The following is a 26666-nucleotide window of genomic DNA, read 5'->3' as shown; positions in this document are numbered from 1 at the left end:
GCATGTGTTATTGGCCTTTAAATCTTGGGAAATTATTATAGTTTTCTATAGTCATAAATTATTACTTTTTCCTCGATAGATTCTGCACATTTAAGCATTATTATTAGGAACATAAATGAACTAGTAAAAATAAAATAGAAAGGGGTGAAGCAGAGTATGAAACGAATCACATCTCTTTTATTCCTGTTGACGTTAATCGCTATAGTGGCTGCAGGATGCGGCTCCAAACTCGATGACGAGAGTTGGAAGCTTGATAAAAAACACCAGCCATTACCTGATTATGTTTTAAATACTTCCAATAAAATTCAAGAAACATATATTATGGCATCTACATATCCAGAGGTTATCGCTCAAGTTCCTTGCTATTGTGGTTGTAAGGCTGATGGCCATAAGAGCAACCTTGATTGCTTTATTCATAATATGGGACCAAATAATGCAGTTGAGGAATGGGATTCACATGGTATAGCGTGAGATACATGTATCAATATCGCCCGGGAGGCGATAGATATGCATCTTAGCGGTAAAGATTCCAAGGAAATTTATCACTTAATTACGGGAAAATATAAAAATCTTGGGGATCCAACTCCAACGCCTGAACCTAAGTAGGATATGTAAAAAGAGCCATTGGGATTTTAATTAAATTTCCAGTGGTTTTTCATTTTTGCAAAAGGCAAAAGCTTAAAGAAAAAATATTATTAATAATTTCATTATCTAAAAAACTTCACTAATTAGTAAGAATTTGCAGCCATATGGTTAAGACCTTTTTGTTAAGATGAACTAGTATATAAATAAAGGAAAGGGGTGACACAAAATATGAAACGAATCACATCTCTCTTGTTCCTTGGTATATTAATTGCTATTGTGGCTGCAGGATGCAGCTCAAAAATTAAAGATGTGACCCTTGATAAAAAGCATAAACCACTGCCTGATTATGTTTTGAATTCTTCTGAAAAAATTCAAGAGACTTATATCCTAGCATCAACATATCCAGAAGTAATAGCACAAGTTCCTTGCTATTGCGGATGCTTCGCCCAGGATGGTCATAAAAGTAATCTTGATTGCTATATTAATAAAATGGGTCCTAATAATGCTGTAGAAGAATGGGATTCGATGAGTATATCGTGAGACGTCTGTATCGATATCGCCCGGGAGGCGATAGAAATGCATCTTGATGGTAAAAGTCCTAAGAAAATTTATCAACTAATTACTGGAAAATATAAAAATTTTGGGGAGCCGACTCCAACACCTGAGCCCAATTAAGGAGTAACCCATGAAAAAAATATTAATCGGAAGCTATATTTTGATTATTATTGTCGTTATTTTCGGAATCGGAAAAAGTGGTATTTTTGACAGCAAGAATGAAAAAGCTATTGCTGCTGGGGAAAAGGTCTATATCAATAATTGTCTAGTCTGTCACGGTGAAACCGGTAAAGGAGAAGGGTCAAACTCTGGGACAGCCATTAATAATCAGCATTTTTTAAGCGCTGTATCTGACAAAGATTTATATAATTACGTGAAATATGGCAGAGAAGGTACTGCTATGCCTGCTTATGGACCAAGATTACAGGAAAAAGATTTGAATAATCTTACAGCGTTTATGAGAAATTGGCAAACAAAAGAGATAGATTTTGATGTTCCAAAAACGATTTCCGGTGATCCTGAGCGTGGTTTAAAGAAGTACAATTTGTATTGTCTTAACTGTCATGGTGAAGCAGGTGCAGGCAAATTAAAAATGGGAACAGTTCTCTCTAATCCCCAGTACTTGCAGTATACAACTGATAAGCAGATGTGGATTGGCATTGCTTATGGACGTGAAGAGACTCGCATGGGTCCGTCATTAAAAGGCCTTGAAGGTGCTCGTCAGTTAAGTAAAAAGGATATAACCGACATCATTAGCTATCTTCGCACAGTAAAGCCCAAAAATGAAAAAATAAATGATTATCTTACACCTTGAACCTACCGATTGGGTTCGGGTTTTTTTTTGCTTTCAAAATTTCTATACTTTGAACTTTGATAACCGACTAGCTCCAGTCCATTCGCCGCTAAATGGGCTGGAGCTTTTTGAATTGTGAACATTTTGTGGTGGTTTATTGACGAAACAGGAACGTTTTTAATCCTTTAACAAAATGTTCAAGAGTTAATCACCAAATAGTGGTAGATAACGATTATATTTATTTCAAAGAGGACTATAGTGGAAAATAGTTCTTCCTAGTGATGAGTTTTCCAAGTCAAGGAGGATTAATATGCTTAAGAAAAAGTGGTTGGCATTTTTCGTGATTGCATCATTTTTATCTAGTTTTATCATACCGAAGGCTAATGCTGAAACAGCCTTTCAGGCAGAGAAATTTCCGATTAAGGAAATGCAGGTTCAAGTCATGCCAGAATTCGATTATCCAGAGGGCTGGTCAAGAGATATCCCTTCACTTCTAGTGGGACAATATGGAACAATTACCAACAAAAGTGGTCAGGATTATAACGGGAAAGTAGAAATTTCAGTTCCTTCAAATGAAAAAGGCTTTGAGGCTGCATTAGTTGCAGAATTTCCTGAAGAAAATAAACCGGAAGTACAGCGTCCATATGATGTAGATAAAGAAAAGGGAATGATTAGCTGGAAACCAGCAAAACCGATAAAAAATAACGAGACATACAAATTTGTTATCGAATACTACACGAAAAATATTGATGTTAAAGATAAAAAGAGCTTTACATATGAACTCATTAATAATAGTGATATAGAACTACTTGATGTTATCTTTTATGCCCCTATGAATGCTAAGGAGATTAAGATAGAGCCTAAAGCTTCAAACAATTCCAAAAATGAATATGGGGAAGAACTCTATTACTACCAATACAACAAGGTAAAAGCTGGAGAAAACTTGAAGTATTCCTTCTCCTATAAGAAAGATGGCACTGAATCAACAATGGAGGTCATAAACAAGGCACAGCCGCCAAAGGATGAAAACCATACAGGAGTAAATAATGGTACGGCAACTGATCAGGTTGTAAAAGGTGGGAAAGGTAGCTCTTCAAGTCCAATTATCGGAGTTGGCGGGGCATCAATTATCGGGATCGCTCTTATCATTGCAGGTCTTTTCGTTTACTTAGGATTGAAAGGGAACGCTCAATCCTCTCATACAACAGCAAAGGGAACAAAACATAATAAAAATCAGCCAAAGAAGTCAACTGCCAAAAAAGACAATAAGGTTTCAAATGCTGAAGAAAAAAAGGAATTGCGCAAGAAACTTTTAACCGGAAAGATAGACCAAGAAATGTATGAAGAAGAAATGAAAAAATTACTTTAATGGGGTGAGAAAAATGAAAAAGAATACGATTGTCATGCTTGGTGGTTTTATTATTGCTGGAGCTATTGTTTTCCTACTTATGGCAGCAACTCCAGGGTCAAGTGGAGTGGAATTGACGCTAAAACAACTGATGGCTACCCAAGATCAGCATAAAGACGATTTCGTTACCGTAGAAGGATTATTAATTGAAGACTCTATTAAATGGAATCCTGACAAAATTGAGTTGAAATTTGATGTAAAAGATAACGAAGGTCATGTCATGCATGTGATTCATAACGGTCCAAAACCAGATAACTTCTCTGAAGGTGTTATTACTATACTTCAAGGATCTCCAACAAAAAAGGATACTTTTGAAGCCGAGTCAGTAAAAACAAGATGTCCATCTAAGTATGAAGGAAAAGACATCAAAGAATATGACCCTGAAACACATAAAGATAAGTTAAATCAACCACCGAAAGAAAAATAACAGGCACACATAAGAAGGTGATGAAATGTTTTTATTTGCTAACGCAACCATTTATATAGGATTAGCCATTGCGATTTATGCACTTCTAATTACCACTTTGGGGATTAGCACAAAAAATCAAAAGCTTATTAACAGTGGTAAAGGGGGATTAATCGCATTATTTGTTTGTGCGGCCCTTGCGATGATTTCCTTGTTCTACCTTTTAGGAACATCGCAATTCCAATATCAATACGTAAGTGATTATACAAGTAGTGAGCTTCCAATCATTTATAAACTTACCGCCCTATGGGCTGGTAATGCGGGTTCATTGTTATTGTGGACTTTCTTCTTAACCCTTTACACAATTATGATTGCTTTTTCAAGAAAGATGAAAGGAAACCCGATGGTTCCGTATATTTCAGCCATCCTACTAGCTAACGCGGTTTTCTTCTTTTTCATCCTTGGTTTTGTGGCAAAACCATTCCTTCTATTAGATACCGTTCCACTAGAAGGTAAAGGCTTAAATCCAATGCTCCAAAACCCCGGAATGATCATTCATCCAGTGACACTTTACCTTGGGTATGTCGGCCTTGCCATCCCATTTGCCTTTGCAATGGCAGCATTAATCTTGAAAAATGTCGATGATTTCTGGATTAAAATGACAAGACGCTGGACGATTATTGCTTGGCTTTTCTTGAGCCTTGGAAATATCTTTGGCGGACAATGGGCCTATGTTGAGCTTGGCTGGGGCGGCTACTGGGCATGGGATCCAGTTGAAAATGCATCATTTATGCCTTGGTTAACAGCAACCGCTTTCTTGCATTCCGTTATGATTCAAGAACGGAAAAACATGCTGAAAATATGGAATATCAGTTTAATTATCGTTTCTTATGCACTAACATTATTCGGTACTTTCCTAGTACGAAGCGGCGTTCTGACATCTGTTCATGCCTTCGCAAATTCAAATCTAGGATTATATTTCTTGATCTTCATGGGCGTTGCAGTAATCCTTGCATTATACGTGTTAATGAGCCGTTATAATCTACTAAAACGGAGTGCAGGGGAATTCCAATCCTTTGTTTCAAAAGAAAGCAGTTTCTTAGTTAACAACCTATTACTTGTAGGCGCTGCATTTGCGGTATTCTGGGGAACGATTTTCCCGTTGGTATCTGAAGCGGTTCGCGGGACGAAAGTAACGGTTGGGCTCCCATTCTTTAATAAAGTAGAAGCACCGATTCTATTATCGATGATGTTTGTTATGGCCGTTTGTCCGATGCTGGCCTGGCAAAGGTCAACAGTAAAAAATCTCAGGAAAAACTTCATGATTCCGGCAATTCTAGCTGTCGTCGGCATGATCCTAATGGTCGTTTTAGGCATTCAAAAAGCATGGGCAGTCATCGGTTACGGGGTTATCATTCTATTATTGATCACACACTACTTAGAGTTTTATCGAGGAGTCAAAGCAAGAAGAAAGATGACAAACGAAAAACCTCTAGTTGCCCTTTACCGATTAATGATTCGAAATCGCCGCAGATACGGCGGATATATTGTTCATCTTGGAATTGCCTTTATCACTATGGGGATTATTGGTTCACAAAACTATGATGTAGAAACAATGAAAACGGTAGCATTAGGACAATCCATTGAATTAAAAGATTATCGTCTCAATTACGAGCGTCTTGACCAGAAAAAAGAAGGAATCAACGATATTGTATATGCAGACATAACAGTTTTTAAGAATGGTAAAAGACTAGGTACCTTCCAGCCGGAAAAGGTCTTTTATGGTAACTGGGACCAGCCATCATCCGAGGTTGCCATCATTTCCTCGGTTAAGGAAGACCTCTACATTGTCCTTAGTGCTTGGGAAGATGACGGTAAAGCAACCTTTGTTGTAAAAATTAATCCAATGATGAACTGGTTATGGTTTGGTTCTTTTATGATTGTTATCGGTGCTCTGTTCGCGGTCTGGAACGGGAAATATGGAAATGTTACTCCAAGATACACTGGAGTACGCAAAGAGGTGTCTTAATATGAAAAGTAAATTTTGTCTAGGGCTCCTTATCATTGCATTTATCTTTCAAGGTTCGTTCTTACGTGTGGAAGCAAAACAGTTCGACTATAAATCACCTGAATTTAAAGCAGTTGCCTCGCAGTTCGCCTGTACCTGCGGTTGTGGTCAAGATCACTATGAATGCGACCCAAATACATGCAATTTAACGACTGAGTTTAAAGCAGATTTAGTTGATATGATGAATAAAGGGTGGGATAAGGATAAAATCCGTAAATACTATGTCAATATTTATGGTGAGGAAATCTTGACTTCCCCAGAAAAAAGCGGTTTTAGCTTAACTGCTTGGGTTCTTCCCTTTGTTGTTTTAGGAGCAGCTGCACTTGCATTGTTTATCATTATCCGTAAATGGGTCAAGAAAAAAAGAACAGAAGAACCTGTCATTGAATATCAAAACACCGAAGATGAAGTAGAAGGGGAAATCCTCTCTTCCATGATCGATGAAGAACGCAAAAAGTATCTTTAGGATGTGAAACAAAATGCATGATATCTCAATCATATCGATGATTTTTACAGCAGCCTTGGCGCTCACTTGTCTATTTCTTATAATATCACCCCTATTTAAGTGGGATAATTATTTACAGGTAAGTGCAAATGGTCAGGATTTAGCAACATCGAAAGAAGCTCTCTTGACAACACTTAATGAAATAGAGTTTGAATATAAAATGGATAAAATCTCCCATGCTGATTATAAAAATTTAAAGCGACAATATGAATCAGAAGTTGCCAAGATAATGAAGGAAGAAGAACAAATGACTGATTCTCAAGTTGACCAAGATTTAATGGCAGAAGTGGAGAAAGAAATCGAAGCTCAAATGAAAAGCTACAAGACGAAAAAGGGGGAAGGAAAGTGATCAAGAAAATCACCGTCTTCTTCCTTGGACTGATGCTGTTAATCCCGTTTCACGGTTTAGCGGCATCAGATTCAAAGATTACAGTTGATATGCACTACATCGTTTTGAGCCCCGCTGAAGATGGTTCAACCAATATGATGAATATGGTGAACTATTCCAATACCTCAACTGAGGAATTTAAGGGTGATGGCAAGGATGAGGCAGTCTTAAAGGTTGCCCTTCCAGAGGGTGCAAAGGATCTTAATTTTTTAGATAACAAAATTGCCTTTAAACAGGTTGACAAAGGCTTTATCACAACAACACCAGTCCCAGCAAATCAAACGGTTGTCCTACCGTACAGCTATCGAATGGCCAAGGGCACGGAAATTAATCTAACAGTAGATTATCCGGTTCAAATGATGCAAATTCTTGTTCCCGAAGGTAGAGGGAGCATCGAAGTGAAAGGCTTAGTAGCAACAAGTCAAGGCCTCTTCAAATTTGATGATCAAAATTACTTTGGATACAGTATCGAAAATATTAAAGCAAATCAGACGTTCACACTTGTTTATAACAAAGACGTGCAGCCAGCTCCAAGTGAAACAAAACAGTCACAAACTACTAGTGAAAACGGAAAAAATAATTCCGTTACACACACAGCACCAGCCTTCCATAATGCAGGTCACCTAAGGATGTGGGCACAGTCACCCTTACATCGCTTTAACCCACACGTTTTTTTGATTATTATTGGGGTAATAATCATCGCGGGAATTGTCTATTTTGTCTATTTTAGAAGAAAAGCAAGGTTGGAAGAGGAAAGACTCGGATCTGATAAGGAAGAGAAAGCCTTCAAGCTCTTAATGGCAAAGCAAAAAGCGATTATGGATAAAATAATAGAATTAGAAGATACCTTTGGTGATGGAAAGCTTACAGAAGCAGAATACCATGCAAAGCTTGAAGCTTATAAACAACATCTAGTCCAGGTGAAATTAAATTTACGTAATTTTGTTGAGTAATTGCTTGTGGAGGTACTCTTATGATTGAAATAAAAAAGCTAACGAAGCAAGCTGATAATAAGCTAATCTTGCGTGGTGTGGACCTCTCAATAAAAAAAGGCGAAACGGTAGCCATCTTGGGTCCAAACGGTGCTGGGAAAAGTACACTTCTAAAGGTGCTGGCAACATTAATTAAGCCCACATCAGGATTAATAAAGATAAATGGCTTAGATTTGAAAAAAGATCATATCGAAATAAAAAAATTATTAGGTTATTTACCTCATTCCAGCTTGCTGTACGATCATTATTCACCATTAGAAAATCTAGTATTCTTTGGGAATATTTATGGAGTAAATAATGTTGAACAAAAAGCGAGCAAGCTTGTAAAGGAAGTAGGATTATCATTCTTTTTAAATGAACCGGTTAAGAATTTTTCACGTGGTATGATTCAGAGGATTGCCATCGCCCGAGCGATTATCCATGATCCGGAAATTCTGCTACTAGACGAACCACATACCGGCTTGGATCAAGGGGCAATTTCAATTTTAAACAATGTAATTCTTTCCATGAAAGAAAAAGGTGCGACAACGTTAATGGTTACCCACGATTTCAAACAAGCAGCAGAAATCTGTGACCGAATTATTATTGTGAAAAATGGCAGGATTGTCGATGACTTTAAAATAGAAAATCGAAACTTAGGTTTTGTTTCCGAAAAATATGGGCTGCAAATGGAGGGAGTATCATGAATCTATTCAGAACAGCCCTTCTTCTAGCCAAAAAGGATTTATATTCGGAGCTAAAAACGAAACAAATACTTACCACACAAATCATCTTCGCTGGACTTGTTATTGTTGTTTTCAGCTTCGCCTTTGACCCTGCCAATAATACAACAAAGGCTGTCATTCCAGGAGTCATTTGGGTGATTATCGTGTTTGCTGGTATTTTAGGTCTGAATCGATCGTTCATTTCGGAGCAACGAAATGACACGATGCAAGGTTTACTAGTAGCACCAATGGAGTCTTCAAGCATTTATTTAGGGAAATTCTTAGCCAATTTTGCGATGATGCTTGTCGTTGAAATCGTTTCAATTCCGTTTTTATTCTTATTATTTGATTTTAAATTTAACGGCAGCCTTGGATATTTTGTTTTAGTTATATTCCTGGGAAGCTTTGGATTTATCGCTATCGGAACCTTCTTAGCGGCTTTAGCTGCAAATTCGAAAAGCAGTGAAATGCTGCTGCCGCTTTTGCTTTTCCCGATTACAACTCCAATATTAATCGGTGTGGTTCAGGCTACCAAAATTATTTTAACGAATATGGAAAAGCTTTCAAGTGCAATTGCCTGGATCCAATTGGTCACAGCTTATGATGTTATCTTCTTTGTTGTTTGTTTCTTATTAATTGATTATGTGCTGGAGGTTTAAGTGATGAGTATGAATCTCGAACGAGAGAAAGCGGTGCTTACTGGAACACAGTTGTCTGAAGTAAAATCAACAAATTTATCAAAAATTTTGTTTGGTGCTACAGTCATTTCCATGCTCATTTCTCTTTATTTTATCTTTATCTTTGCTGCGGAAGAAACAACGATGCATGCCGCACAAAAAATCTTCTATTTTCATGTAAGTTCAGCTTGGCTAGCTTTCATGGCGTTTTTTGTCACCTTTGTATTCAGTATTTTGTTTTTAATCAAGCGCAAGCGAATTTTTGACACTTATGCTTATGTATCAGCAGAAATCGGGATTGTGTTTACGATCATTGTATTAACAACAGGTCCGATTTGGGCAAAATCAGCATGGAATACTTGGTGGGTGTGGGAACCACGGCTAATCACAACATTAATCCTTTTCTTCATCTACATTGCCTATATTATGATTCGCCAAATGGATGGAGTTTGGGATAAAAAGGCTCGCCTGTCTTCTGTTTTTGGAATCATCGGGTTTGCTGACGTTCCAATTGTGTTCTTTGCGATTCGTTGGTGGCAAACAAAGTTTCACCCAATTGTTTTTGGTGACGGACCATCTCAACAAGGTGGCGGGATTGAAAGTAGTATGCTTGTCGCATTGCTAGTCACGATTACAGCTTTCACCATTCTTTATGCTTACCTTCTTAATAAGGGCGTTTCTTTTGAGAATATGAAAATTAAAGTGGACCGCTATAAAGAAAAATTAAGAGAAGAATTAGAGAAATAGGAGGATTCATATCATGAATTATGAATATATGTTTGCAGCTTATTCTGTGGCATGGGTGGTTATTTTTGGCTATATGTTTATTATCGGTAAAAAGCACAACAAGCTTAAAAAAGAAATTGAGTTTTTAAAGCAGCTTGATAAATGAAAAATTGGCCTGTTGATTAAACAGGCCTTCTGCAGAAAACCTTACGGGTGTCAGGGGGAAATACGATGAACCAGCGAGTCATCAAATTACTCGTATTGATTCTTATTATAGGAATGTTTGGCTTTTTTGGATATAGTCTAGTATCAAAAGGCAAGCATACAGATGTAGGTGATAAGGCTTATAATTTTGACCTACCAAATTTAACTGGAAGTAACACCAAACTCTCAGATTATAAGGGAGAGGTTGTTATTTTGAATTATTTTGCATCATGGTGTGCCCCTTGTAAGGATGAGCTTCCAGAGTTGGAAGCCTTTCAAAAGGAATATGGTGATAAATATCCTCTCCTAATGATTAATCGCGGTGAAACGAAGGATAAAATTAATAAAGTCACTGAGAACAATAAGGCAGGAATGAACTATTTATTCGATTATAATGCCAAGGTATCGAAATTGTATAATGTTACTGGGCAGCCTGAAACCTTTGTGATTGATAAACAAGGAATCATTAGAGAACACTATAATGGACCGGTCACTGAAATGACACTTTATAATTGGGCAAAGAAATATGATAAATAATTTTCCGCAAAAAGGATTGAACCATCAAGCTACGGTTCAATCCTTTTTCTAATATTTCGGTTTATAATGAAATTCAGCTGTAATATTGGCCTTCACCAGTATTTGTCCTGGTTCAAATTGCGTGGAACTAATCCCCTTTACAAGTGTTTCCGGGTGATGATAAAAAGGCTGGACGACGCCTCCCCCTTCGATGACTAAACTAGGAATGGGAAATAAGGTCACATTTAATGTACCCGCAATCGTTTTCGCTTTTTCAATCGCATTATTTATTGCTAAAGTAAGGGCCTTCCGGTAATAGGAGTCTTTATTTTTTGCTTTAAATTGTACGTTTGATACATAGTTTACTCCGTTTTGAACCCCAGTGTCGACTACCTTTCCTATCAAAGTTAAATCCTCTAATTGTATCTGTAAAATATGAGTTATTTTATAGCCGCGAAAAATTTGTTTTCCCTGCTCATAATCGTAATCTGATTCAATTCGGTAATCGAATGTTTGGATATGGTTTTGAGGAATCCCAAGTGATAAAAGGGAGTGGATGACTTTTTTTGCTTCTTGTGAATTTCGCTGCTGAGCCACTATCAGTTCCTTATTTTCAGTAATGATCCCTAAGTTGACGGAAGCCGAGTCAGGTTGTACTGCCAGTTCTCCGTCCCCGGTTACTTTTATCAAATAGGAATCCTGGCCTTGAAGCCCATTATGAGGTGGCGGCTGATTATAATACATCTTCTTTCTTCCTCCTTAACCTTCAAGCTCACTATAAAATACGGCGAGACCTCTGTAAATGTTCCATTTTCAAAATTCTTTTAGGTAGTCTAGTAAAAAAGTGCAAAAAAATAGAATGAAAGGATATTTTTTAAAAGAATTAACAGATTTGAAAGTCATATTGTGTCCAAGCAGGCATACATTTTAAATAATGAGAAAGGCAAAAAACAAGGAGGAAGCTCTCGTGGAAACGATTCTTAACTTTTTACCCAAAAAAATTACTGACCTAATTAGCCAAATCCCTCCTAACGAAAAAGAAGAATTAGAGGAAATCCGAATCCGCATTAACCGGCCGATTGAAATGACGCTAAAAGGAGCACCAAGATTTTTGTCTTATCTTATTCAGCCCGAAGATGCTTTTCATTTAATGAATAAAATAAGCCATTTCTCCATTTATACGCTTGAGGAAGAGCTCAAACGCGGATATATTACCGTTTCTGGCGGACATCGTATTGGGCTGGCTGGTAAGGTCATACTTGAAGAGGGAAAGGTCAAGGCGATTAGGGATATTTCCTCTTTTAACATAAGGATTGCTAGGGAAAAGGTAGGAATTGCCGAACCAATAATTCCTTATATTTTCCATAAAAACTGGATGCATACGATGGTTATTGGACCGCCACAAACAGGGAAAACAACGCTGTTACGTGATATAGCGAGAATCATATCATCCGGGGATCGAGTTAAAGGCATTCAGGCAAGGAAAGTAGGAATTGTTGACGAACGGAGTGAAATTGCAGGATGTGTCAATGGGGTTCCGCAATTGACCTTTGGCCATCGGCTGGATGTGTTGGATGCCTGTCCAAAGGCTGAAGGAATGATGATGATGATTCGCTCAATGAGCCCGGATGTCTTGATTGTCGACGAAATTGGCCGCAAGGAAGATGCAGAGGCCATCCAAGAGGCTGTACATGCAGGAATAAAACTAATCATGACCACACATGGGACGAGCATGGAAGAAATAAGAAACCGGCCATCCCTAAGAGATATTATTGACCAAAGAATTTTTGAGCGGTTTGTGATTCTAAGCAGGGCATCTGGGCCAGGAACCATAACCTATATTCTCGATGCAAATGGACATGAATTGAAGCAAAAAGTGAGAGTGACATAAATGATTAAGTTAATTGGTGCGATCATCATTATTGTTGCGACGACTTGGACGGGGTTTGAGGCAGCGCGAAATTTTAGTGAACGCCCCAAGCAGCTAAGAGCGTTAAGATCGGCCCTGCAATCCCTTGAGGCTGAGATAATGTATAGCCACACGCCATTGCATGAAGCAGCTCGGAGATTAGCTGTTCAGCTCTCAAAGCCACTTTCAACATTTTTTGAAGCATTTGGGAAGAAGCTAACAGATACAGAGACAACGGTAAAGGAAGCCTGGGAAACTAGTTTAAAAGAGGTGTGGAAGAAAACAGCTTTAAAACAGGGAGAATTTGAAATTATGAAGCAATTTGGGGAAACTCTTGGCCGCCATGATCGCTTTTCCCAGCAAAAACATATTATGCTAACTCTTTCTCATCTAGAAAGAGAAGAAGCAGACGCCATCGACCGGCAGGCAAAATATGAAAAAATGGTAAAGAGTCTGGGCTTCTTATCGGGATTATTACTGATAATTTTATTATTTTAGGGGGAAAAGCAATGGGTTTAGAAGTAGATATTATTTTTAAGATTGCCGGTGTAGGAATTGTCGTTGCCTTTCTGCATACCGTTCTTGACCAAGTAGGAAAAAAGGAATACGCCCAATGGGTTACTCTCTTCGGGTTTATCTATATTTTATTTCAGGTAGCGTCAATAGTGGATGACCTTTTCCAGAAAATTAAATCAGTCTTTTTGTTTCAATAGAAAGGGGGGCTCTACTATTGAAATCATCAAAATAGTCGGTGTAGCTCTCATCGCAACTTTTCTTGCTTTAATCATTAAAGAGCAAAAACCTAATTTCGCCTTCCTTTTAGTCGTTTTTGTCGGCTGTGTTATTTTTCTCTTTTTAGTGGATAAGATTTTTGAAATTATCCATATGCTAGAAAAGTTAGCAGTGAATGCAAAAGTTAATATGGTTTATGTAGAAACCATTTTAAAAATCATTGGAATTGCTTATATTGCCGAATTTGCGGCGCAAATTACCAAAGATGCTGGTCAAGGAGCACTCGCCTCGAAAATTGAATTAGCAGGAAAAATTATTATTTTAGCCATGGCGATCCCAATTCTAACCGTATTAATTGAAACTATTATCAAACTAATTCCGAGCTAATGAGGCCTTAAAGAAGAGGTGTAAAAATGAAGCAGAGGCTGCAGATGATTCCTATTATGATTCTTTTATTCTTTTTATTCTCTATTCCAACTGTCCAAGCTGCGGAAGAATCCAAAGACACCTCTAACCCGCTATCTCCGCAGGAATTGGTAGATAATCAGCTAAAAACCTTGGATATAACAGAAATAAAACAATTTTGGGAAGATATTACCAATAAATATGGCGGTTTCCTCCCAGAAAGCCAAAAAGGAAGCCTTTATGATTTTGTTAAAGGTGATAAAAAATTCTCTATTAAACAATGGGGACAAGGAGTCATAAAATATGCCTTTCAAGAGTTTGTAGCGAATGGAAAATTACTTGGTTCATTGATTATGTTAACCATTTTTAGTATGTTTCTTCAATCCATGCAAAATGCCTTTGAGAAAAGCGCAATAAGTAAAATTGCCTATTCGATTATCTATATGGTATTAGTCATTCTGGCTCTTAATAGTTTTCATATCGCCATCAGCTACACAAATGAAGCAATCGGGACGATGATCTCCTTTGTGCTTGCCCTTGTTCCCCTGCTGCTTGCATTAATAGCAGCTTCCGGAGGGCTTGTATCAGCGGCTTTCTTCCATCCAGTTATATTATTTTTAATGAATATGAGCGGAATGTTCATGCAATATGTTATCCTTCCACTCCTCTTTTTAGCTACCTTGCTCAGTATTGTCAGTACCATGTCTGAACAATATAAAGTGTCACAACTAGCCGCTCTTTTAAGAAACTGGAGTATCGGGTTAATGGGCCTGTTTTTGACGGTATTTTTAGGGGTTATCTCTGTCCAGGGGGCATCAGCTGCTGTAACTGATGGAGTAACCATCAGAACAGCGAAATTCGTTACAGGGAACTTTATTCCCGTCATCGGCAGAATGTTTACCGATGCCACTGATACTGTTGTTAGTGCATCCGTGCTGTTAAAAAATACAGTTGGCATTGCGGGGGTAGCCATCCTGTTAATTATTGTTGCCTTCCCGGCTATAAAAATTTTAATGATTGCTTTTATTTATAAAATGGCTGCTGCTATCCTACAGCCATTAGGCGGTGGTCCTGTCATAAAATGTCTTGATATTATCAGCAAAAGTGTTATCTATGTCTTTGCAGCACTAGGAATTGTGTCGCTCATGTTCTTTTTAAGTATCACTGTTATTGTGGCTGCTGGAAATTTGACGATGATGATGAGATAGGAGGGTCCTCAAAAATGGATTTTTTGAAAGAATGGGTAACGAATATAATACTTTTTATCCTACTAGCTACGGTTATTGATATGCTCCTACCGAATTCAGGGCTACAAAAATATACCAAGATGGTCACTGGGCTGCTCCTAATTGCCATCATTCTTACCCCCATCTTTAAATTAATCTCAAAGGACTTTGAATCAGCATTAGCTTCCATCTCAACGCACCAAGCCCCAGGAGAAAAAAATATGAAAAATTTAATAGATTTAAAGAAAAAAGAAATACAAGCCTCGCAACATGCATATATTTTAGATGAATTGGCTGTCAAGCTGAAAAAGGACGTTAAGGAGGAGTTGATGGAACAATACGGATTGGAGATAACAAAAATTGATTTTGTCCTAAATGAAAAAAGTGACCAAGCATTCCCTGAAAATCTCCAAAAGGTTATGGTTCTTCTAAAACAACCAGACCTTAGCGTAAAGACAGTCGAAGCAATAAAACAAATCGAAATAAATACTGAAAAACCTCTTCCATCTAAAGCCACAACAGAAGAAGCAGAAAAAATAGCCTCATTTCTATCGCAAAAATGGAATGTAACTGAAAAAGCAGTTGAAGTTTCGATTGAAGGGGGGATCAAAAAGAAAAATGGATAACAACCAAGGACCATTATCATGGCTCAAAAAAATACTAAAACTGGATGAAAAGGGCGAAAAGAAACCTAGTAAATATCAGTATATGCTCCTTGTCCTCTGCATAGGTGCAGCGTTTATGCTTGTGGGAAATATTGTTTTTAAAAATGACACAAATCCTGCTGTGGTACCTGTAACAACTGGCCAGAAAGCAGGTTCTGAAGATGTAGCAGCATTTGGTCTAAAAAAGGGCTCAGGAAATAAAGCGATAACCGAGTATGAAGAAAAGTATGAGAATCAACTTAAGAAGGCACTACAGGATATGCTCGGTGAAGATGATGTTACTGTCGTTGTAAATATTGATTCGACAGATAAGAAAATTCTTGAGAAAAATAGAGCAGTGAAATCGCAAACAACGGATGAAATAGACCGCGATGGCGGGCAGCGTAAGGTTGTTGATTCCTCAACAGATGAACAATTGGTTATTATTCGCGAAGGAGAAAAAGAGGTTCCAATTGTGGTAGAAACAAAAAAGCCAGAGATTCGCGGTGTACTGGTGGTTGCCAAGGGTGCTGAAAATATCGAGGTGAAAAAATGGATTAGGGAAGCAGTCACGAGGGCATTAGGAGTACCTAGCCACCGAGTCGCTGTCATGCCTAAAAAATAAAAGGGGGATTATTATCATGCTTTTGAAAAAACAAACAGTTTGGTTATTAACTATGTTAAGTTTAGTAGTTGTGCTATCGGTTTATTATATTACTTCTCCGGAGCAAAAGTCGAATGAACTTACAGCAGTTCAACAAAAGGCTAAAGATCAAAATAAGGGTAAAACAACAACTGAATCCAAGAATGGTAAATCCGTAGTTTCTTCGGTTGCGGGGGATGCAGCGTTTGAAGAACTGCGAATGCAGCTTGAAGACACACGCAGTGAACAAAAACAAAATTTAACAAATGAGCTGGCTTCAACTGATCTTCCTGCAGATAAACGAAGTGAAGTGAAAGATCAAATGGATAAATTGAATCAAACGGCCCAAAAAGAAGAATTGCTTGAAACATTTATTAAAACGATGGGCTATGATGATGTCCTAGTAAGAGCAGATGGGGCAAAGGTAATTGTTACGGTTAAAGCCAAGAAGAAGCCTTCTGCAACGGAGGCTAACAAGATTATGCTGGAAGTGAAAAAGGAAATTGATGAAACAAATTATGTAGCAGTTGAATATCAACCGTCTAAATAGAAAAGCGGAAGCGCCCGTTTAGCGAAGTACACTAGTCGCTGGGGCTAAACAATTATCGAAGTTCAAAGATTATACGAATTATTTTATAAGGGAAGCCTAGCTTTCCTCAGATTGTCGAGAAAGGGTATATTTCTCGGCAATTTTTTATAATGGATTGGCCCTGCTAACTGGCCTGTTGATTTCCGCTCCTGGCACTCGCTTTCCGCGGGGAGGTCCGAGAGCCTCCTCGGCGCTATAGGCGCCTGCGGGGTCTCCCGTGACCTCTATATCCCGCAGGAGTCGAGTGCCCTCCGCTCCAATCAACAGGGTGGCAAATCAACCTAAAGAATTGCAACACACTTTTTATAAGCTGGCTAAGTGTGTTGCAATCTTTTTTATATTTTGGCAGGCTGCTGTAAGGAGTGCCTGTTCACTTGCATTCTTTAATCCCCGTAACCGGCAGTAGCGAAGCCTATGCAAATCTTTTGAGTCTGCGAAGCTTAGCTCAATTTTTTCCTTTCTAAATTTATTCTATCCTCTTCAATAGCCTTGTTTAATTCAACAAAGTATTCACGAGTTTCTACTTCAATTTCTTCACTCGTGTATTTATGCTTATTTGCATTTACCTTTAATTGGGATCAGGAACTAATTCATCAATAGACACAAATTCATATTCAATTTGGGAAGATTCTCTTGGTTTAAACATAGATTTCACCACTTATTTTTTTATTTTTTTGGTTGTGTGTGGACATTATTAAATTTGCACCTGTTGATTGGAGCGGAAGGCGCGAAGACTCCTGCGGGAGTACGGGGCTGGGGAGACCCCGCAGGAGCGAAGTGACGAGGATGCTCCCCGGCACGCCCGCGGAAAGCGAAGCGCCTGGAGCGCAAATCAACAGACATGTTGAAAGGCTATATATTAATAATATTATAACAAATTAACGCGGTGGATTATTAAAGAATGTGAATAAAATAAAAGGCTGTCGAAAGTTTTTCGACGGCCAAGGGAAGCGGTGCTTTCCTTTTTGTATGGAAAAGGGGCGGAGCGCCGCAAAAGCGAATTAGTTTATCCAATTCGAGTGAAATAAATACATTTTTCACTTCGAATTAGGTGAAGTTCTGCTCTGCTCACACCGCCTTTATTAAGTTAGCTTGGTTTTTAGAACAAATTGTATTTCCATGCTAGATGGTGGCGTGTAACGCCAATTACGTTTTCTGTGGAAAAGGGGCGGAGCGCCGCAAAAATGAATCACTTTAACCAGTTAAAGTGAAATACCCATTTCACTAGACGAAAGATGTGAAGTCTAGCTCTGCTCTCACCGCCTTTATTAGGTGACTACGGATTGTTCTCTACATTTATTTCTATGGTAGGGTTGGGAGTTGAGGCTCATGATAGTTTTTATTTGCAAAGGCATCCAACTTGAAACGTTCATTTAGTAGGAAAACGATTGATATTTAGGCCTAGTAATCATATTCATGAGATAAGCTGAATTCTTTGGTTCATCCTTTCTCTTTTTATTAAGAAAGGTAATGATTGTACTAGCATTTCGGATACCTATTCCATGACCATAGTATTTGTCGTCACCGAAGTAAATCACATTTTCAGCGCGCCAATGCGGCTGTTTCGGGTCAAAATCGGGATTATTAAAGTGTAGGACATCGCCAGGGAGATAATCATCCCCATACTTTTGCAAAATCGGCAGGTCCTCATCAAATTGCCAATCCATCAAATACAGTCGGTCGAAAAGTGTATTAAACCTTGAGTTTCCAATTGAATAGAGAGTAGCAATATATAATACAATGGCGATGGCAGTGGAGCATTCAAATGCATATAGAGATCCATTTTTTAAGATGTCTAGTATGGCAGTTGAAGGGCTGAAATTTTCTTTAAGAAGGAAGCCGCCATTACCTAAACGATACCAATACTTTTTATTACAAAATGCATAACTAAACGTGGTAAACTTAGCGCCACTTTTATTAAGTTCTTCTGCTGCCTTCATCGTTTTTTCTCTAAATAGAAGTTCAAATTTTAATTGATTAACAGTATGGTATTCATAGCCTTCATTTAAGGCTCCCATTTTTTTTATAATCGTTTTCTGTTCAGCACTTGATATCTCAGGAAAGAGCACATTAGGTTGAACAATCTGATTATTAATTTTAATCATTTTTACCTCCTGTTTCCATCATCACCTTCTTCTAAAATATGATATGTTTCATCGTAATATTTACAATTTTCCCAATTGTATTTTGTTTTTCATGAATCTGATATACATGAGCAAGAAAACTAGGGCACTAATAAATCTTAATATTGAACTTATTCCCATTGCTTTCTGGATGCCGGTTACTTCTAGTAGCCATATTCCTATTTGTGGTGCAATAAAGGCGACAAAGGATAAAAGAACGTTATAGGTGGTTATACAGTACGTCCTTTTTTCCTTTGGAGACTGCTCCAACAATAGGTTGAACAAAAGAAGAGTGGTCCCTGACACAAAAAAGCCCGATTGCATTTGCACCAAGGTAAGATAAACTAGATTAGTAGATAAGACCGTTAAAAATGGAGCAGTTGCCATCCCGGCTGCTACCCAAACGAGCATTAACGTGTTTGATTTTTGTTCTGCCCATTTTTTCCATAATGGGAAGGTGAAGATTTGCACCAACTGATTGGCAACCGAGAAGATACTAATCCAAAGAATCGTAGCATGTGCATACCTCACATTGTAAATATTGAATAGGCCCCAAGCCATCTGCCAGGAGAAGTTAAAGCATAACGCCGTAATCAGAAACCACTTGTACCCCTGATCCTTAAATATGGACCAATCCATCAACGCGTTCTTTTGCTCTTTTTTCGACTTCGGTTGTACGGTTTCCTTATGCTTCATTAAGAAAAACACTTCTAATAATCCAAAAACAAACGCGAGGAAAAATAATCCCTGGTAGGCAGTGGCATTATCTGTTTGTTTTTTCATTACAATACCGATTATTAAGGTTGTAATCATCCCAACAATCGTTAACAGCCGATTTCGGTCACTGAAAAAAGCTCCTCTGCGGTCCTCTTTAATCATCCCGCTAATAAGCGTCTGCCAGCCAATGTTAGAAATCGTCCCAGGTACATTCATTAAAGCGATAATAATTAAAAAAGCCCAAGCTTGGTAGGCAGAAGGGATAAATATAACACCAATTAGTAGTAAAAATAACGCCCTCGCCCCTAAAACTGACATGGCGACCGTTTTCTTTTGCGCTTCTAACCGATTTAATAGAATTGCAGCTGGAATCGTCATAATCAATGCGACCAATGGAGGAAGAGAACTGATAAACCCCACTTCATAATTGGTTGCCCCAAGAATTGATATCGCAAAAATTGGAAAAAAATTACTTGCGAGATTCACAGCGATGGTCGATACCATTCCATGATAGATACTTATTTTTTCGTTATATGCCCGCATGTGTTATCACCATTTTCACGTTAAAATTCTAATGTCTATTATACAATCGAATTTATTAATTTCTACAAAATTTTTCAAAAAAAATATATTTTACAATAACTTTATTTTGAGTAAATAACTGTTGATAGAAATCTTTCCGAAAATACTGCTACATAGCTAAAAAACTATCCCATATTTTCTGACAGGCGTTTTTTTATTAGAACTAAATAACCGTTGAATATCATGTTGATATTTTGACAACGGAAATTTATATTTCAAAGGATTTTTAAGCTAGTTTACTCCATTCTTAGTTGTAATATATGCTCTTGGGCAGCAATATTTTTTAAACTAGTTCGCAAAAAGCAATATCGAAAAAAACTTACTACAAATCGATTTTTATTGGTTTGCTTTATCATATAGTTTCTGTTATAGTAAAGGAGAATTATTTTTGTTTGTCGCCAAGAAGAAAAAGTGTAATTGCTTTCTGTCTTGAAGATTTGAGCAAGGATAGTAATACATTGTGTGCAATGCGCACAGCAGGAGGATATACAAATGGAACAAGGTAAAGTAAAATGGTTTAATGCAGAAAAAGGTTTTGGATTCATCGAACGCGAAGCTGGAGACGATGTATTCGTACACTTCTCAGCAATCCAAGGAGAAGGCTTCAAATCTTTAGACGAAGGCCAAGCAGTTACTTTTGATGTTGAGCAAGGTCAACGTGGACCTCAAGCATCTAACGTTCGCAAAGCATAATTAAATCCAACATAAATGAAAAAGACTCTCATGCAGAGTCTTTTTTTTGTATTTAAAATCCTTGCTGTACACAAGACATCCTCTCCTGTTGGCACGAGATTGCATTCGAATCCTTCCTTAAAGAACCATCAAGGTTAATGTTTTTTCTATGAAATGATATAATCAAACCACATACATAGAGGAAGGAAGTGCAGTTATGGTTAATCAGCGAGCTCTACTAGAACAGACAGGAAAAACGCAATATATTCCGCCAAAAGGGGACTATGAAACCTTTCGAGATGAGGATCATTATAAAGAAAAGCTGAAGGAATGGGGGCTATCCTCAGCCAAGGAAGCGAAGAAGGAATTCTGGTACAAGGATCGAAATAATCAGCGTCATGTGACCATTAAAGGTTTCGAAACGTACGGTGGTGCAGGGGATATTAATACGCTTGTGATTGAATTCCAAGATGGAAACTTAAGCTGCATCCACCCAGCCTATTTGAAAGAAATGCAGCAATCAAGTTTCGGAAAAGAAAGCCTGTTGACGGTAGAGGACAAAGAACCTCTGACAACTGCAAGCGAAAAACCAGCGGCACTAGAACCTAAATCAACTGCGGTCGAAGAAACTGAAACGACCAAGGACATGAAATCTCCGAGAAAGGAAGCAGCTCCTAAGCCCGCTAAAGCAAAGGAACCGAAGGCGAAGAAAGAGAAAGCTCCAAAGTTGGAACTTCCTGCCGAGAAAGTCCATTTTACGGCCAGTGTCAAACAGTTTGCGCTAACCTACAATCCATTTAATGAAGAAAATGATGAAGTGGTTGTTTTAGAAAATGTTCAGATTGTCCAGGAAAATCCTATCGACATTGGGCTTGGTTGGTGCAGTCATAGCAAAACACTTAAGAAATTTGAACTTTCCCAGGGAGATTCACTTGAATTTGATGGGAAAGTAACGGCCAAAAAATTAGCTAAGGGTAAAGATGTGTCCGAAGAATTCGTTGTAGACGTTGCGGTGTTATATAAAATCAACAATCCATCGAAAATCGTAAAGAAATAGGGCTTCCTTATAGGGGTCCTATTTTTAAGGAAAATAAATTTCCAACCGCTCCTTTCCATTCCGAAAATTAGATTAATTTAGAAAATCACAGCACCAAAGGGAAGATTTATTTGGAAAAATAATCAAGTTGGTGCCTGACACCAGGTGATATTTCAATTTTTTTGAAGATTTATCCTCGGGAATGGGGTATAATGTAATTTTTAGCTTTAATATCTTAAGGAGTATACTTTTATGAATCAGACTTTTACGATCAAAGAAAAGACAAAGCAAATTTTTGTCTTATTAATTCCAATTTTAATCACACAGCTTGGCATGTTTTCGATGGTTTTTTTCAATACGATTATGTCAGGTAAATATAATTCATCCGACCTCGCCGGAGTGGCAATTGGCTCCTCGATTTGGAGTCCAATTTTTTTGGGAATCAGTGGAATCCTACTTGCTGTATCCCCAATTGCAGCGCAACACTTCGGGGAGAAGAAGAGCTATGAAGTTTCCTCGGTAGTTAAGCACGGAGTATTCCTATCTGTAATCATCGCTGCGGTCGTCATAATTCTAGGATTTTTCTTTTTAGATCCTATTTTAGATAAAATGAAACTGCCTATTCGTGTCCAAGAAACGGCTTTTGATTATTTGGTTGGCTTATGTTATGGACTTCTTCCTTTGTTTATTTTTAACGTGCTTCGCTCGTTTATCTATGCATTAGGAAAAACAAGAGTCGTAATGGTTATCCTGCTTTTAGCGTTGCCGCTCAATTTCTTCTTGAATTATGTCCTGATTTTTGGGAATTGGGGCTTTCCTGAGCTTGGTGGAGCAGGGGCGGGATATGCAACTTCCATTACCTATTGGGCCATATTGGGCATGACAATATTCATCGTGAAAACCAAAGATCCATTTTGTTCCTACCAAGTCTTCTCCAATATGAAGGGAATTTCGTGGGAAAAATGTAAAGAAATTTTAAAAATTGGTGTGCCAATGGGACTTTCAACATTTTTTGAGACTAGTATGTTTGCCGTAGTGACAATCTTGTTAAGTAAGTTTAACGTCACGACAATTGCCGCCTATCAATCGGCCTTAAACATCGTATCCTTTCTATACATGATTCCAATCAGTATTTCTATGGCTCAAACTGTTCTTGTCGGGTATGAGGTAGGAGCACGGCGCTATAAGGATGCGAAACAATACAGTTGGCTCGGCATTTATCTGGCTATCTTAATCGCTTTTTTTACCGGTATATTACTAGTTTTATTTCGCTACCAGGTTGCCGGTTTTTATTCGAATGAAGCAGCCGTCATCAACTTAACGGCAAACTTTTTAATCTTTGCGCTCTTTTTTCAAATCTGTGACGCCGTTCAGGCAACAGCTCAGGCAGCATTACGCGGCTATAAGGACGTGAATCTTTCCTTCATCATGACCCTCTTCGCATACTGGATGATTTGTCTCCCTGTTGGGTATCTGCTCGCCAATTTTTCCAGCTTGGGAGCAAGAGGCTACTGGATTGGTTTAACCGTCGGATTGTTGGCAGCTGGAATAGCCTTATCCATCAGACTTATCTATATTCAGAAACGGAAATTCGTGGACGTGGAGATAAAAGAAGTGGTGTAGAAAACCTATGAACACAAGGCGCCACTTGTACACTTAGAATTAGAAGACTTCGGAAAACATAAATATGTTATTTTTGAAATCCAAGATTCGTAATGATAGAATTGCGTATGAGAATACGAGAAATAGACGAATAAATAAACAATGACGCCACTCCTACCAGAGTGGCGTCTCATTTTTAATATAGTTTTCTAGAGCTGAACCATTTGGAAAAAAGACTTTGATGTTTATCCGTAATCATTATCTCATCCATAATTATTTTCTCTCTATTGTTGGTAATCCAATTCTTTAATTCTTGTTTATCTTTGCAAAGAGTATAATATGTTTCCCCACCTTTTCCAAGAGCGTTGACAACATACCTACAAGTGTTCCCCATAATGCCCACCTTTAAAATATTGATTAGTATCTATATGGATTATATCAGGCTTTAAAAAATAGTCCATCACTTTTTTTCAGCAAAAACATCCAAAATTCTTTATTCAAAAAATCTTAAATGAATCATCGAAGTTATATTAATATTGAAAGCGATTACACTCTTCAGTCTGCATTAATTGCAAAGTTCAAAAAAATGAAGTGCAAATTTTTAAGAAATGAAGGGAATCTGATTTGCCTACCTCGCTTTTATGTGATAATTGTTATAAAAAGCATATATTATAAGAAAAGCGCAAGCGTCCTGGTCAGCGACGTAAGGGCTGGACTGAACCGACTGAGATAAAGGAAACACGGTGAGCGTTAGCGAACCGATGTTGACTTATCGTAGGGAGGTGAGGGAAGCACTCTAGTCGCTAGGGCGCTGGAGCTGGACAATTCTCAATGTCGAAAATTTCTTTCTTATCTTTTAAAAATAGTTTGTGACCCCATATCTTTTTATTCACCGAGAAACGTTTATAGGGTAGAGAGTGCAAAAAGGAGTGAAAACCATGTCACAGAAGCTTTGTCCTAACAACATAGAAAGTTTACAGCAGGAAGAAGGGTGTTGGATCAAACATTATCCAAAACTCCAGCAATATTGCCGTTTTCTCGCACAAAACTCATGGGATGGAGACGATATCGTCCAAGAAACTTATCTGAAGGCATTAAAATATCAACAGCAACAGATGAGCCCTGCTTTGTTAAACAAAATTGCCTACCATCATTGGGTTGATATTCTTCGAAAAAGAAAAAATGAAACGATTGAGGCTGATATCAGCAGCGTTAAAAACGCTGTAACGAATCAACTGGATGAAATGATGAATACCGTAGACCTGCTGGTGAAACATTTTACCCCAAAGCAAGCCGTTATCTTCATGTTAAAAGAGGCGTTTCAATATCAGCTGAAGGAAATAGCGGATATGTTAAACACGACAGAAATGGCTGTTAAGGCTAGTCTTCATCGTGCGAAAAAGCGTTTAGAAAAAGCTAGTGAAGAAGAAGAACCGTATTCCTTTGATGCATTTTGGAACAAGGAAGAAAGAGAGCAGCTTTCGGACATTTTTTATGAAGTATTAAAAAAGCAAGACCCAGCCTTCCTGATTCAATCCATTCCTTTCATAACAAGCATTGGAGACGTTCCTATTAAGGTCGCCTCAGGGAAATTACGGTCGTTTCAACCTTTTTCTCCTACAAGCACTCTCTGTATGGCGGCATAGCCAATTAATCGCTTCAAGGAGGAGTTTTTAATGAGTACTATCCCATATGTGATCGAACAATCCAATCGTGGGGAGCGTTCCTATGATATTTATTCACGGTTGTTAAAAGACAGAATTATTATCATTGGTGAAGAAATAAACGATAACACGGCTAATAGTGTTGTAGCCCAATTATTATTTTTAGCAGCAGACGCACCGGATAAAGAAATATCCCTCTATATCAATAGTCCAGGAGGAGTAACTTCATCGGGGTTTGCCATTTTTGATACAATGCAATACATTAAGCCAGATATAAGAACGATATGCACTGGGATGGCAGCCTCATTTGGAGCCATGTTACTCCTAGCCGGGACGAAGGGAAAACGTTTTGCCCTGCCAAATAGTGAAATCATGATCCATCAACCATTGGGTGGAGCAAGAGGGCAGGCAACAGAAATTGAAATATCGGCGCGAAGGATCTTAAAGCTAAAAGAGCACCTCAATCAAATTATTTCCGAGCGGACCGGACAGCCGGTGGAAAAGGTGGCTAAGGATACCGATCGGGATTACTTCATGAGTGCAGAGGAAGCGAAAGAGTACGGAATTATTGATGAGATTCTTTATCCAAATTGAGGAATATAAAGGGTTTTTATATCAGGTGAGGAATACAGAATTCTGCCGAACTCATTCCACTATCAACAACAAAAGCAATACGATTGAACCTAAAACGTATTGCTTTTGTTGTTCGCCATGCTTTTTCTTAAAAAAAATATATTTATTGAATTTTAATAAGACATGCTCCTCTAGGGACAAGAGAAAGTAATATTTCTGGAAAAACGATAAATTGTTGTTTCATGGCTCAAAAAAAAGGCCTGGAGGCCAAAGGAAGAACTATAGATATTTATATACTAAAAGCGTCTTCTTCCGAATTCAAATCGTCTTCTTCTTTCTAGCTCTATCTCTATTTCAATCCGTCTTCTTCTTTCAATTTCGATTTCAATTTCAATGGGGAAAAATCGTCTTCTTCTAAAGCCATCTCGAAAAAACCTATCTCTTCGATCAAATCCCCTAAATCCAAATGTCATTAAATTCATCCTCCTTTCATTAGAAGATTAAATTCAATTGGACACTTTACCACCAAATTTGAACGGAGTTCCGTACCATTTAGTAGCTCATGAAAGAAGTTCCAACAATGATAAGCAGAATGAACAATACAACGATTAAAACAAAGGTACTGCCGCCGCCATAGCCACCGCCATAGCCACCACCATAACCATATGATCCATAACACATAACCTTTCACCACCTTTTAGCATTTTTGGAAGGAAAAACACTTCACACTTTATTTATATTTCTTAGAACTAAGATTGATTGGACAAACATCCAATTTTTATATGCCAAATTTATCGATCGAGTTCTTTACAAATTCAAAAACACTCACATCCTAACCTACCTGGTGCAATTCTTCCGTTATTTATCTATTTTGAAAGTGGGCTTTATGAATAGTTTTTTTCAAAATATTATTTAACGATAATCTAATATTTAATTTATGAATTTTTAATAATTAATGTGTAAAATAAGTTGTATAGTCGAACAAACGTTACGGGAGTAAATTGTTAGCTTGCTTCTATCCC

General features: G+C 37.9%; 31 protein-coding genes and 2 pseudogenes. 27 read left to right on the top strand and 6 right to left on the bottom strand.

What is annotated here, in order from left to right; genetic code table 11:
* Positions 1 to 156: 156 nt before the first annotated feature.
* The 14 genes from M5A78_RS24730 to M5A78_RS12065 all read left to right on the top strand — a co-directional run bounded on the left by M5A78_RS24730 (position 157) and on the right by M5A78_RS12065 (position 10548).
* A complete protein-coding gene (locus M5A78_RS24730) occupies positions 157 to 606 on the top strand; it encodes a PCYCGC motif-containing (lipo)protein (RefSeq protein ID WP_319942285.1) in 450 nt (149 codons plus the stop codon).
* Between the two features lie 207 nt (positions 607 to 813).
* Complete coding sequence (locus tag M5A78_RS12125) at positions 814 to 1260, top strand: PCYCGC motif-containing (lipo)protein (RefSeq protein ID WP_319942284.1); 447 nt, start codon at positions 814 to 816, stop codon at positions 1258 to 1260.
* A gap of 10 nt (positions 1261 to 1270) precedes the next feature.
* Positions 1271 to 1954 (top strand): c-type cytochrome, encoded by a 684-nt coding sequence (locus tag M5A78_RS12120; protein ID WP_248735531.1) that lies wholly within the window; start codon positions 1271 to 1273, stop codon positions 1952 to 1954.
* A 289-nt stretch (positions 1955 to 2243) separates the two neighbouring features.
* Positions 2244 to 3302 carry a hypothetical protein gene (locus M5A78_RS12115; protein ID WP_248735530.1) on the top strand — a complete coding sequence of 353 codons (1059 nt, stop codon included), beginning with the start codon at positions 2244 to 2246 and terminating at the stop codon, positions 3300 to 3302.
* A gap of 13 nt (positions 3303 to 3315) precedes the next feature.
* Entirely contained in the window at positions 3316 to 3768 is a 453-nt protein-coding gene (locus tag M5A78_RS12110) for a cytochrome c maturation protein CcmE (RefSeq protein ID WP_248735529.1), read from the top strand.
* Positions 3769 to 3793: 25 nt separating this feature from the next.
* Positions 3794 to 5776: a heme lyase CcmF/NrfE family subunit gene (locus M5A78_RS12105; RefSeq protein ID WP_248735528.1), complete on the top strand. Its 1983-nt coding sequence runs from the start codon at positions 3794 to 3796 to the stop codon at positions 5774 to 5776.
* 1 nt (position 5777) lies between these two features.
* Positions 5778 to 6281, top strand: a complete 504-nt coding sequence (locus M5A78_RS12100) for a cytochrome c-type biogenesis protein CcmH (RefSeq protein WP_248735527.1) — start codon at positions 5778 to 5780, stop codon at positions 6279 to 6281.
* Between the two features lie 13 nt (positions 6282 to 6294).
* The gene (locus M5A78_RS12095) at positions 6295 to 6669 is read left to right on the top strand and encodes a hypothetical protein (protein ID WP_248735526.1); all 375 of its coding nucleotides are present in this window, start codon (positions 6295 to 6297) and stop codon (positions 6667 to 6669) included.
* Complete coding sequence (locus M5A78_RS12090; RefSeq protein WP_248735525.1) at positions 6666 to 7661, top strand: hypothetical protein; 996 nt, start codon at positions 6666 to 6668, stop codon at positions 7659 to 7661. The genes M5A78_RS12095 and M5A78_RS12090 overlap by 4 nt, the downstream gene beginning before the upstream one ends.
* A 20-nt stretch (positions 7662 to 7681) precedes the next feature.
* Positions 7682 to 8386, top strand: coding sequence for an ABC transporter ATP-binding protein (locus M5A78_RS12085; protein ID WP_248735524.1), 705 nt, complete (start codon positions 7682 to 7684; stop codon positions 8384 to 8386).
* Entirely contained in the window at positions 8383 to 9063 is a 681-nt protein-coding gene (locus tag M5A78_RS12080; protein WP_248735523.1) for a heme exporter protein CcmB, read from the top strand. The genes M5A78_RS12085 and M5A78_RS12080 overlap by 4 nt, the downstream gene beginning before the upstream one ends.
* A 3-nt stretch (positions 9064 to 9066) precedes the next feature.
* A complete protein-coding gene (locus M5A78_RS12075; protein WP_248735522.1) occupies positions 9067 to 9828 on the top strand; it encodes a cytochrome c biogenesis protein in 762 nt (253 codons plus the stop codon).
* A gap of 13 nt (positions 9829 to 9841) precedes the next feature.
* Positions 9842 to 9973 carry a CcmD family protein gene (locus M5A78_RS12070; protein ID WP_248735521.1) on the top strand — a complete coding sequence of 44 codons (132 nt, stop codon included), beginning with the start codon at positions 9842 to 9844 and terminating at the stop codon, positions 9971 to 9973.
* Positions 9974 to 10038: 65 nt separating this feature from the next.
* Positions 10039 to 10548 carry a TlpA family protein disulfide reductase gene (locus M5A78_RS12065; RefSeq protein WP_248735520.1) on the top strand — a complete coding sequence of 170 codons (510 nt, stop codon included), beginning with the start codon at positions 10039 to 10041 and terminating at the stop codon, positions 10546 to 10548.
* Between the two features lie 48 nt (positions 10549 to 10596).
* On the opposite strand, the gene M5A78_RS12060 is transcribed toward M5A78_RS12065, so the two are convergent.
* Positions 10597 to 11271: an SIMPL domain-containing protein gene (locus M5A78_RS12060; protein ID WP_248735519.1), complete on the bottom strand. Its 675-nt coding sequence runs from the start codon at positions 11269 to 11271 to the stop codon at positions 10597 to 10599.
* Positions 11272 to 11494: 223 nt separating this feature from the next.
* On the opposite strand from M5A78_RS12060, the gene spoIIIAA reads away from it, so the two are divergent.
* The 8 genes from spoIIIAA to M5A78_RS12020 are packed head-to-tail and all read left to right on the top strand — an operon-like array spanning position 11495 to position 16636.
* The gene (gene spoIIIAA, locus M5A78_RS12055) at positions 11495 to 12418 is read left to right on the top strand and encodes a stage III sporulation protein AA (protein WP_248735518.1); all 924 of its coding nucleotides are present in this window, start codon (positions 11495 to 11497) and stop codon (positions 12416 to 12418) included.
* Positions 12419 to 12934 (top strand): stage III sporulation protein SpoIIIAB, encoded by a 516-nt coding sequence (spoIIIAB, locus tag M5A78_RS12050; RefSeq protein ID WP_248735517.1) that lies wholly within the window; start codon positions 12419 to 12421, stop codon positions 12932 to 12934. It abuts the gene before it with no gap.
* An 11-nt stretch (positions 12935 to 12945) separates the two neighbouring features.
* Positions 12946 to 13149 (top strand): stage III sporulation protein AC, encoded by a 204-nt coding sequence (gene spoIIIAC, locus M5A78_RS12045; RefSeq protein WP_007084610.1) that lies wholly within the window; start codon positions 12946 to 12948, stop codon positions 13147 to 13149.
* Positions 13106 to 13555, top strand: coding sequence for a stage III sporulation protein AD (gene spoIIIAD, locus M5A78_RS12040; protein ID WP_248735516.1), 450 nt, complete (start codon positions 13106 to 13108; stop codon positions 13553 to 13555). Before spoIIIAC ends, spoIIIAD begins: the two co-directional genes overlap by 44 nt.
* 26 nt (positions 13556 to 13581) lie before the next feature.
* Complete coding sequence (gene spoIIIAE / locus M5A78_RS12035; RefSeq protein WP_248735515.1) at positions 13582 to 14781, top strand: stage III sporulation protein AE; 1200 nt, start codon at positions 13582 to 13584, stop codon at positions 14779 to 14781.
* 14 nt (positions 14782 to 14795) lie between these two features.
* On the top strand, positions 14796 to 15425 hold the full coding sequence (gene spoIIIAF / locus M5A78_RS12030) for a stage III sporulation protein AF (protein ID WP_248735514.1): 630 nt from the start codon (positions 14796 to 14798) through the stop codon (positions 15423 to 15425).
* On the top strand, positions 15418 to 16068 hold the full coding sequence (gene spoIIIAG, locus M5A78_RS12025; protein ID WP_248735513.1) for a stage III sporulation protein AG: 651 nt from the start codon (positions 15418 to 15420) through the stop codon (positions 16066 to 16068). The genes spoIIIAF and spoIIIAG overlap by 8 nt, the downstream gene beginning before the upstream one ends.
* A gap of 16 nt (positions 16069 to 16084) precedes the next feature.
* A complete protein-coding gene (locus M5A78_RS12020) occupies positions 16085 to 16636 on the top strand; it encodes a SpoIIIAH-like family protein (RefSeq protein WP_248735512.1) in 552 nt (183 codons plus the stop codon).
* A gap of 342 nt (positions 16637 to 16978) precedes the next feature.
* Here M5A78_RS12020 and M5A78_RS12015 read toward each other — a convergent pair.
* The 3 genes and pseudogenes from M5A78_RS12015 to M5A78_RS12005 all read right to left on the bottom strand — a co-directional run.
* A pseudogene (locus M5A78_RS12015) lies at positions 16979 to 17143 on the bottom strand (transposase); the annotation flags it as partial.
* A 905-nt stretch (positions 17144 to 18048) separates the two neighbouring features.
* Positions 18049 to 18780 (bottom strand): protein-glutamine gamma-glutamyltransferase, encoded by a 732-nt coding sequence (locus tag M5A78_RS12010; RefSeq protein WP_248735511.1) that lies wholly within the window; start codon positions 18778 to 18780, stop codon positions 18049 to 18051.
* Between the two features lie 60 nt (positions 18781 to 18840).
* Positions 18841 to 20058, bottom strand: coding sequence for an MFS transporter (locus M5A78_RS12005; RefSeq protein WP_248735510.1), 1218 nt, complete (start codon positions 20056 to 20058; stop codon positions 18841 to 18843).
* A 531-nt stretch (positions 20059 to 20589) separates the two neighbouring features.
* Here M5A78_RS12005 and M5A78_RS12000 point away from each other — a divergent pair.
* From M5A78_RS12000 to clpP, 5 genes are all read left to right on the top strand, one after another.
* Positions 20590 to 20790, top strand: coding sequence for a cold-shock protein (locus tag M5A78_RS12000; protein ID WP_024027764.1), 201 nt, complete (start codon positions 20590 to 20592; stop codon positions 20788 to 20790).
* Positions 20791 to 20986: 196 nt separating this feature from the next.
* On the top strand, positions 20987 to 21826 hold the full coding sequence (locus M5A78_RS11995) for a hypothetical protein (protein WP_248735509.1): 840 nt from the start codon (positions 20987 to 20989) through the stop codon (positions 21824 to 21826).
* 231 nt (positions 21827 to 22057) lie between these two features.
* The gene (locus tag M5A78_RS11990; protein ID WP_248735508.1) at positions 22058 to 23428 is read left to right on the top strand and encodes an MATE family efflux transporter; all 1371 of its coding nucleotides are present in this window, start codon (positions 22058 to 22060) and stop codon (positions 23426 to 23428) included.
* 917 nt (positions 23429 to 24345) lie between these two features.
* Positions 24346 to 25053: a sigma-70 family RNA polymerase sigma factor gene (locus tag M5A78_RS11985; RefSeq protein WP_248735507.1), complete on the top strand. Its 708-nt coding sequence runs from the start codon at positions 24346 to 24348 to the stop codon at positions 25051 to 25053.
* A gap of 30 nt (positions 25054 to 25083) precedes the next feature.
* Entirely contained in the window at positions 25084 to 25665 is a 582-nt protein-coding gene (gene clpP, locus M5A78_RS11980; RefSeq protein ID WP_248735506.1) for an ATP-dependent Clp endopeptidase proteolytic subunit ClpP, read from the top strand.
* 275 nt (positions 25666 to 25940) lie between these two features.
* On the opposite strand, the gene M5A78_RS11975 is transcribed toward clpP, so the two are convergent.
* A complete protein-coding gene (locus tag M5A78_RS11975; protein WP_248735505.1) occupies positions 25941 to 26117 on the bottom strand; it encodes a hypothetical protein in 177 nt (58 codons plus the stop codon).
* Positions 26118 to 26196: 79 nt separating this feature from the next.
* Positions 26197 to 26283: pseudogene (locus M5A78_RS11970) on the bottom strand (YjcZ family sporulation protein); the annotation flags it as partial.
* Positions 26284 to 26666 lie beyond the last annotated feature (383 nt).

The organism is Neobacillus rhizosphaerae, from assembly GCF_937468385.1.
GTDB classification, from domain to species: domain Bacteria; phylum Bacillota; class Bacilli; order Bacillales; family Cytobacillaceae; genus Neobacillus; species Neobacillus rhizosphaerae.
The sequence above is the reverse complement of the archived record's forward strand: the minus strand, read 5'-3'. Positions and strand labels throughout refer to the sequence as shown.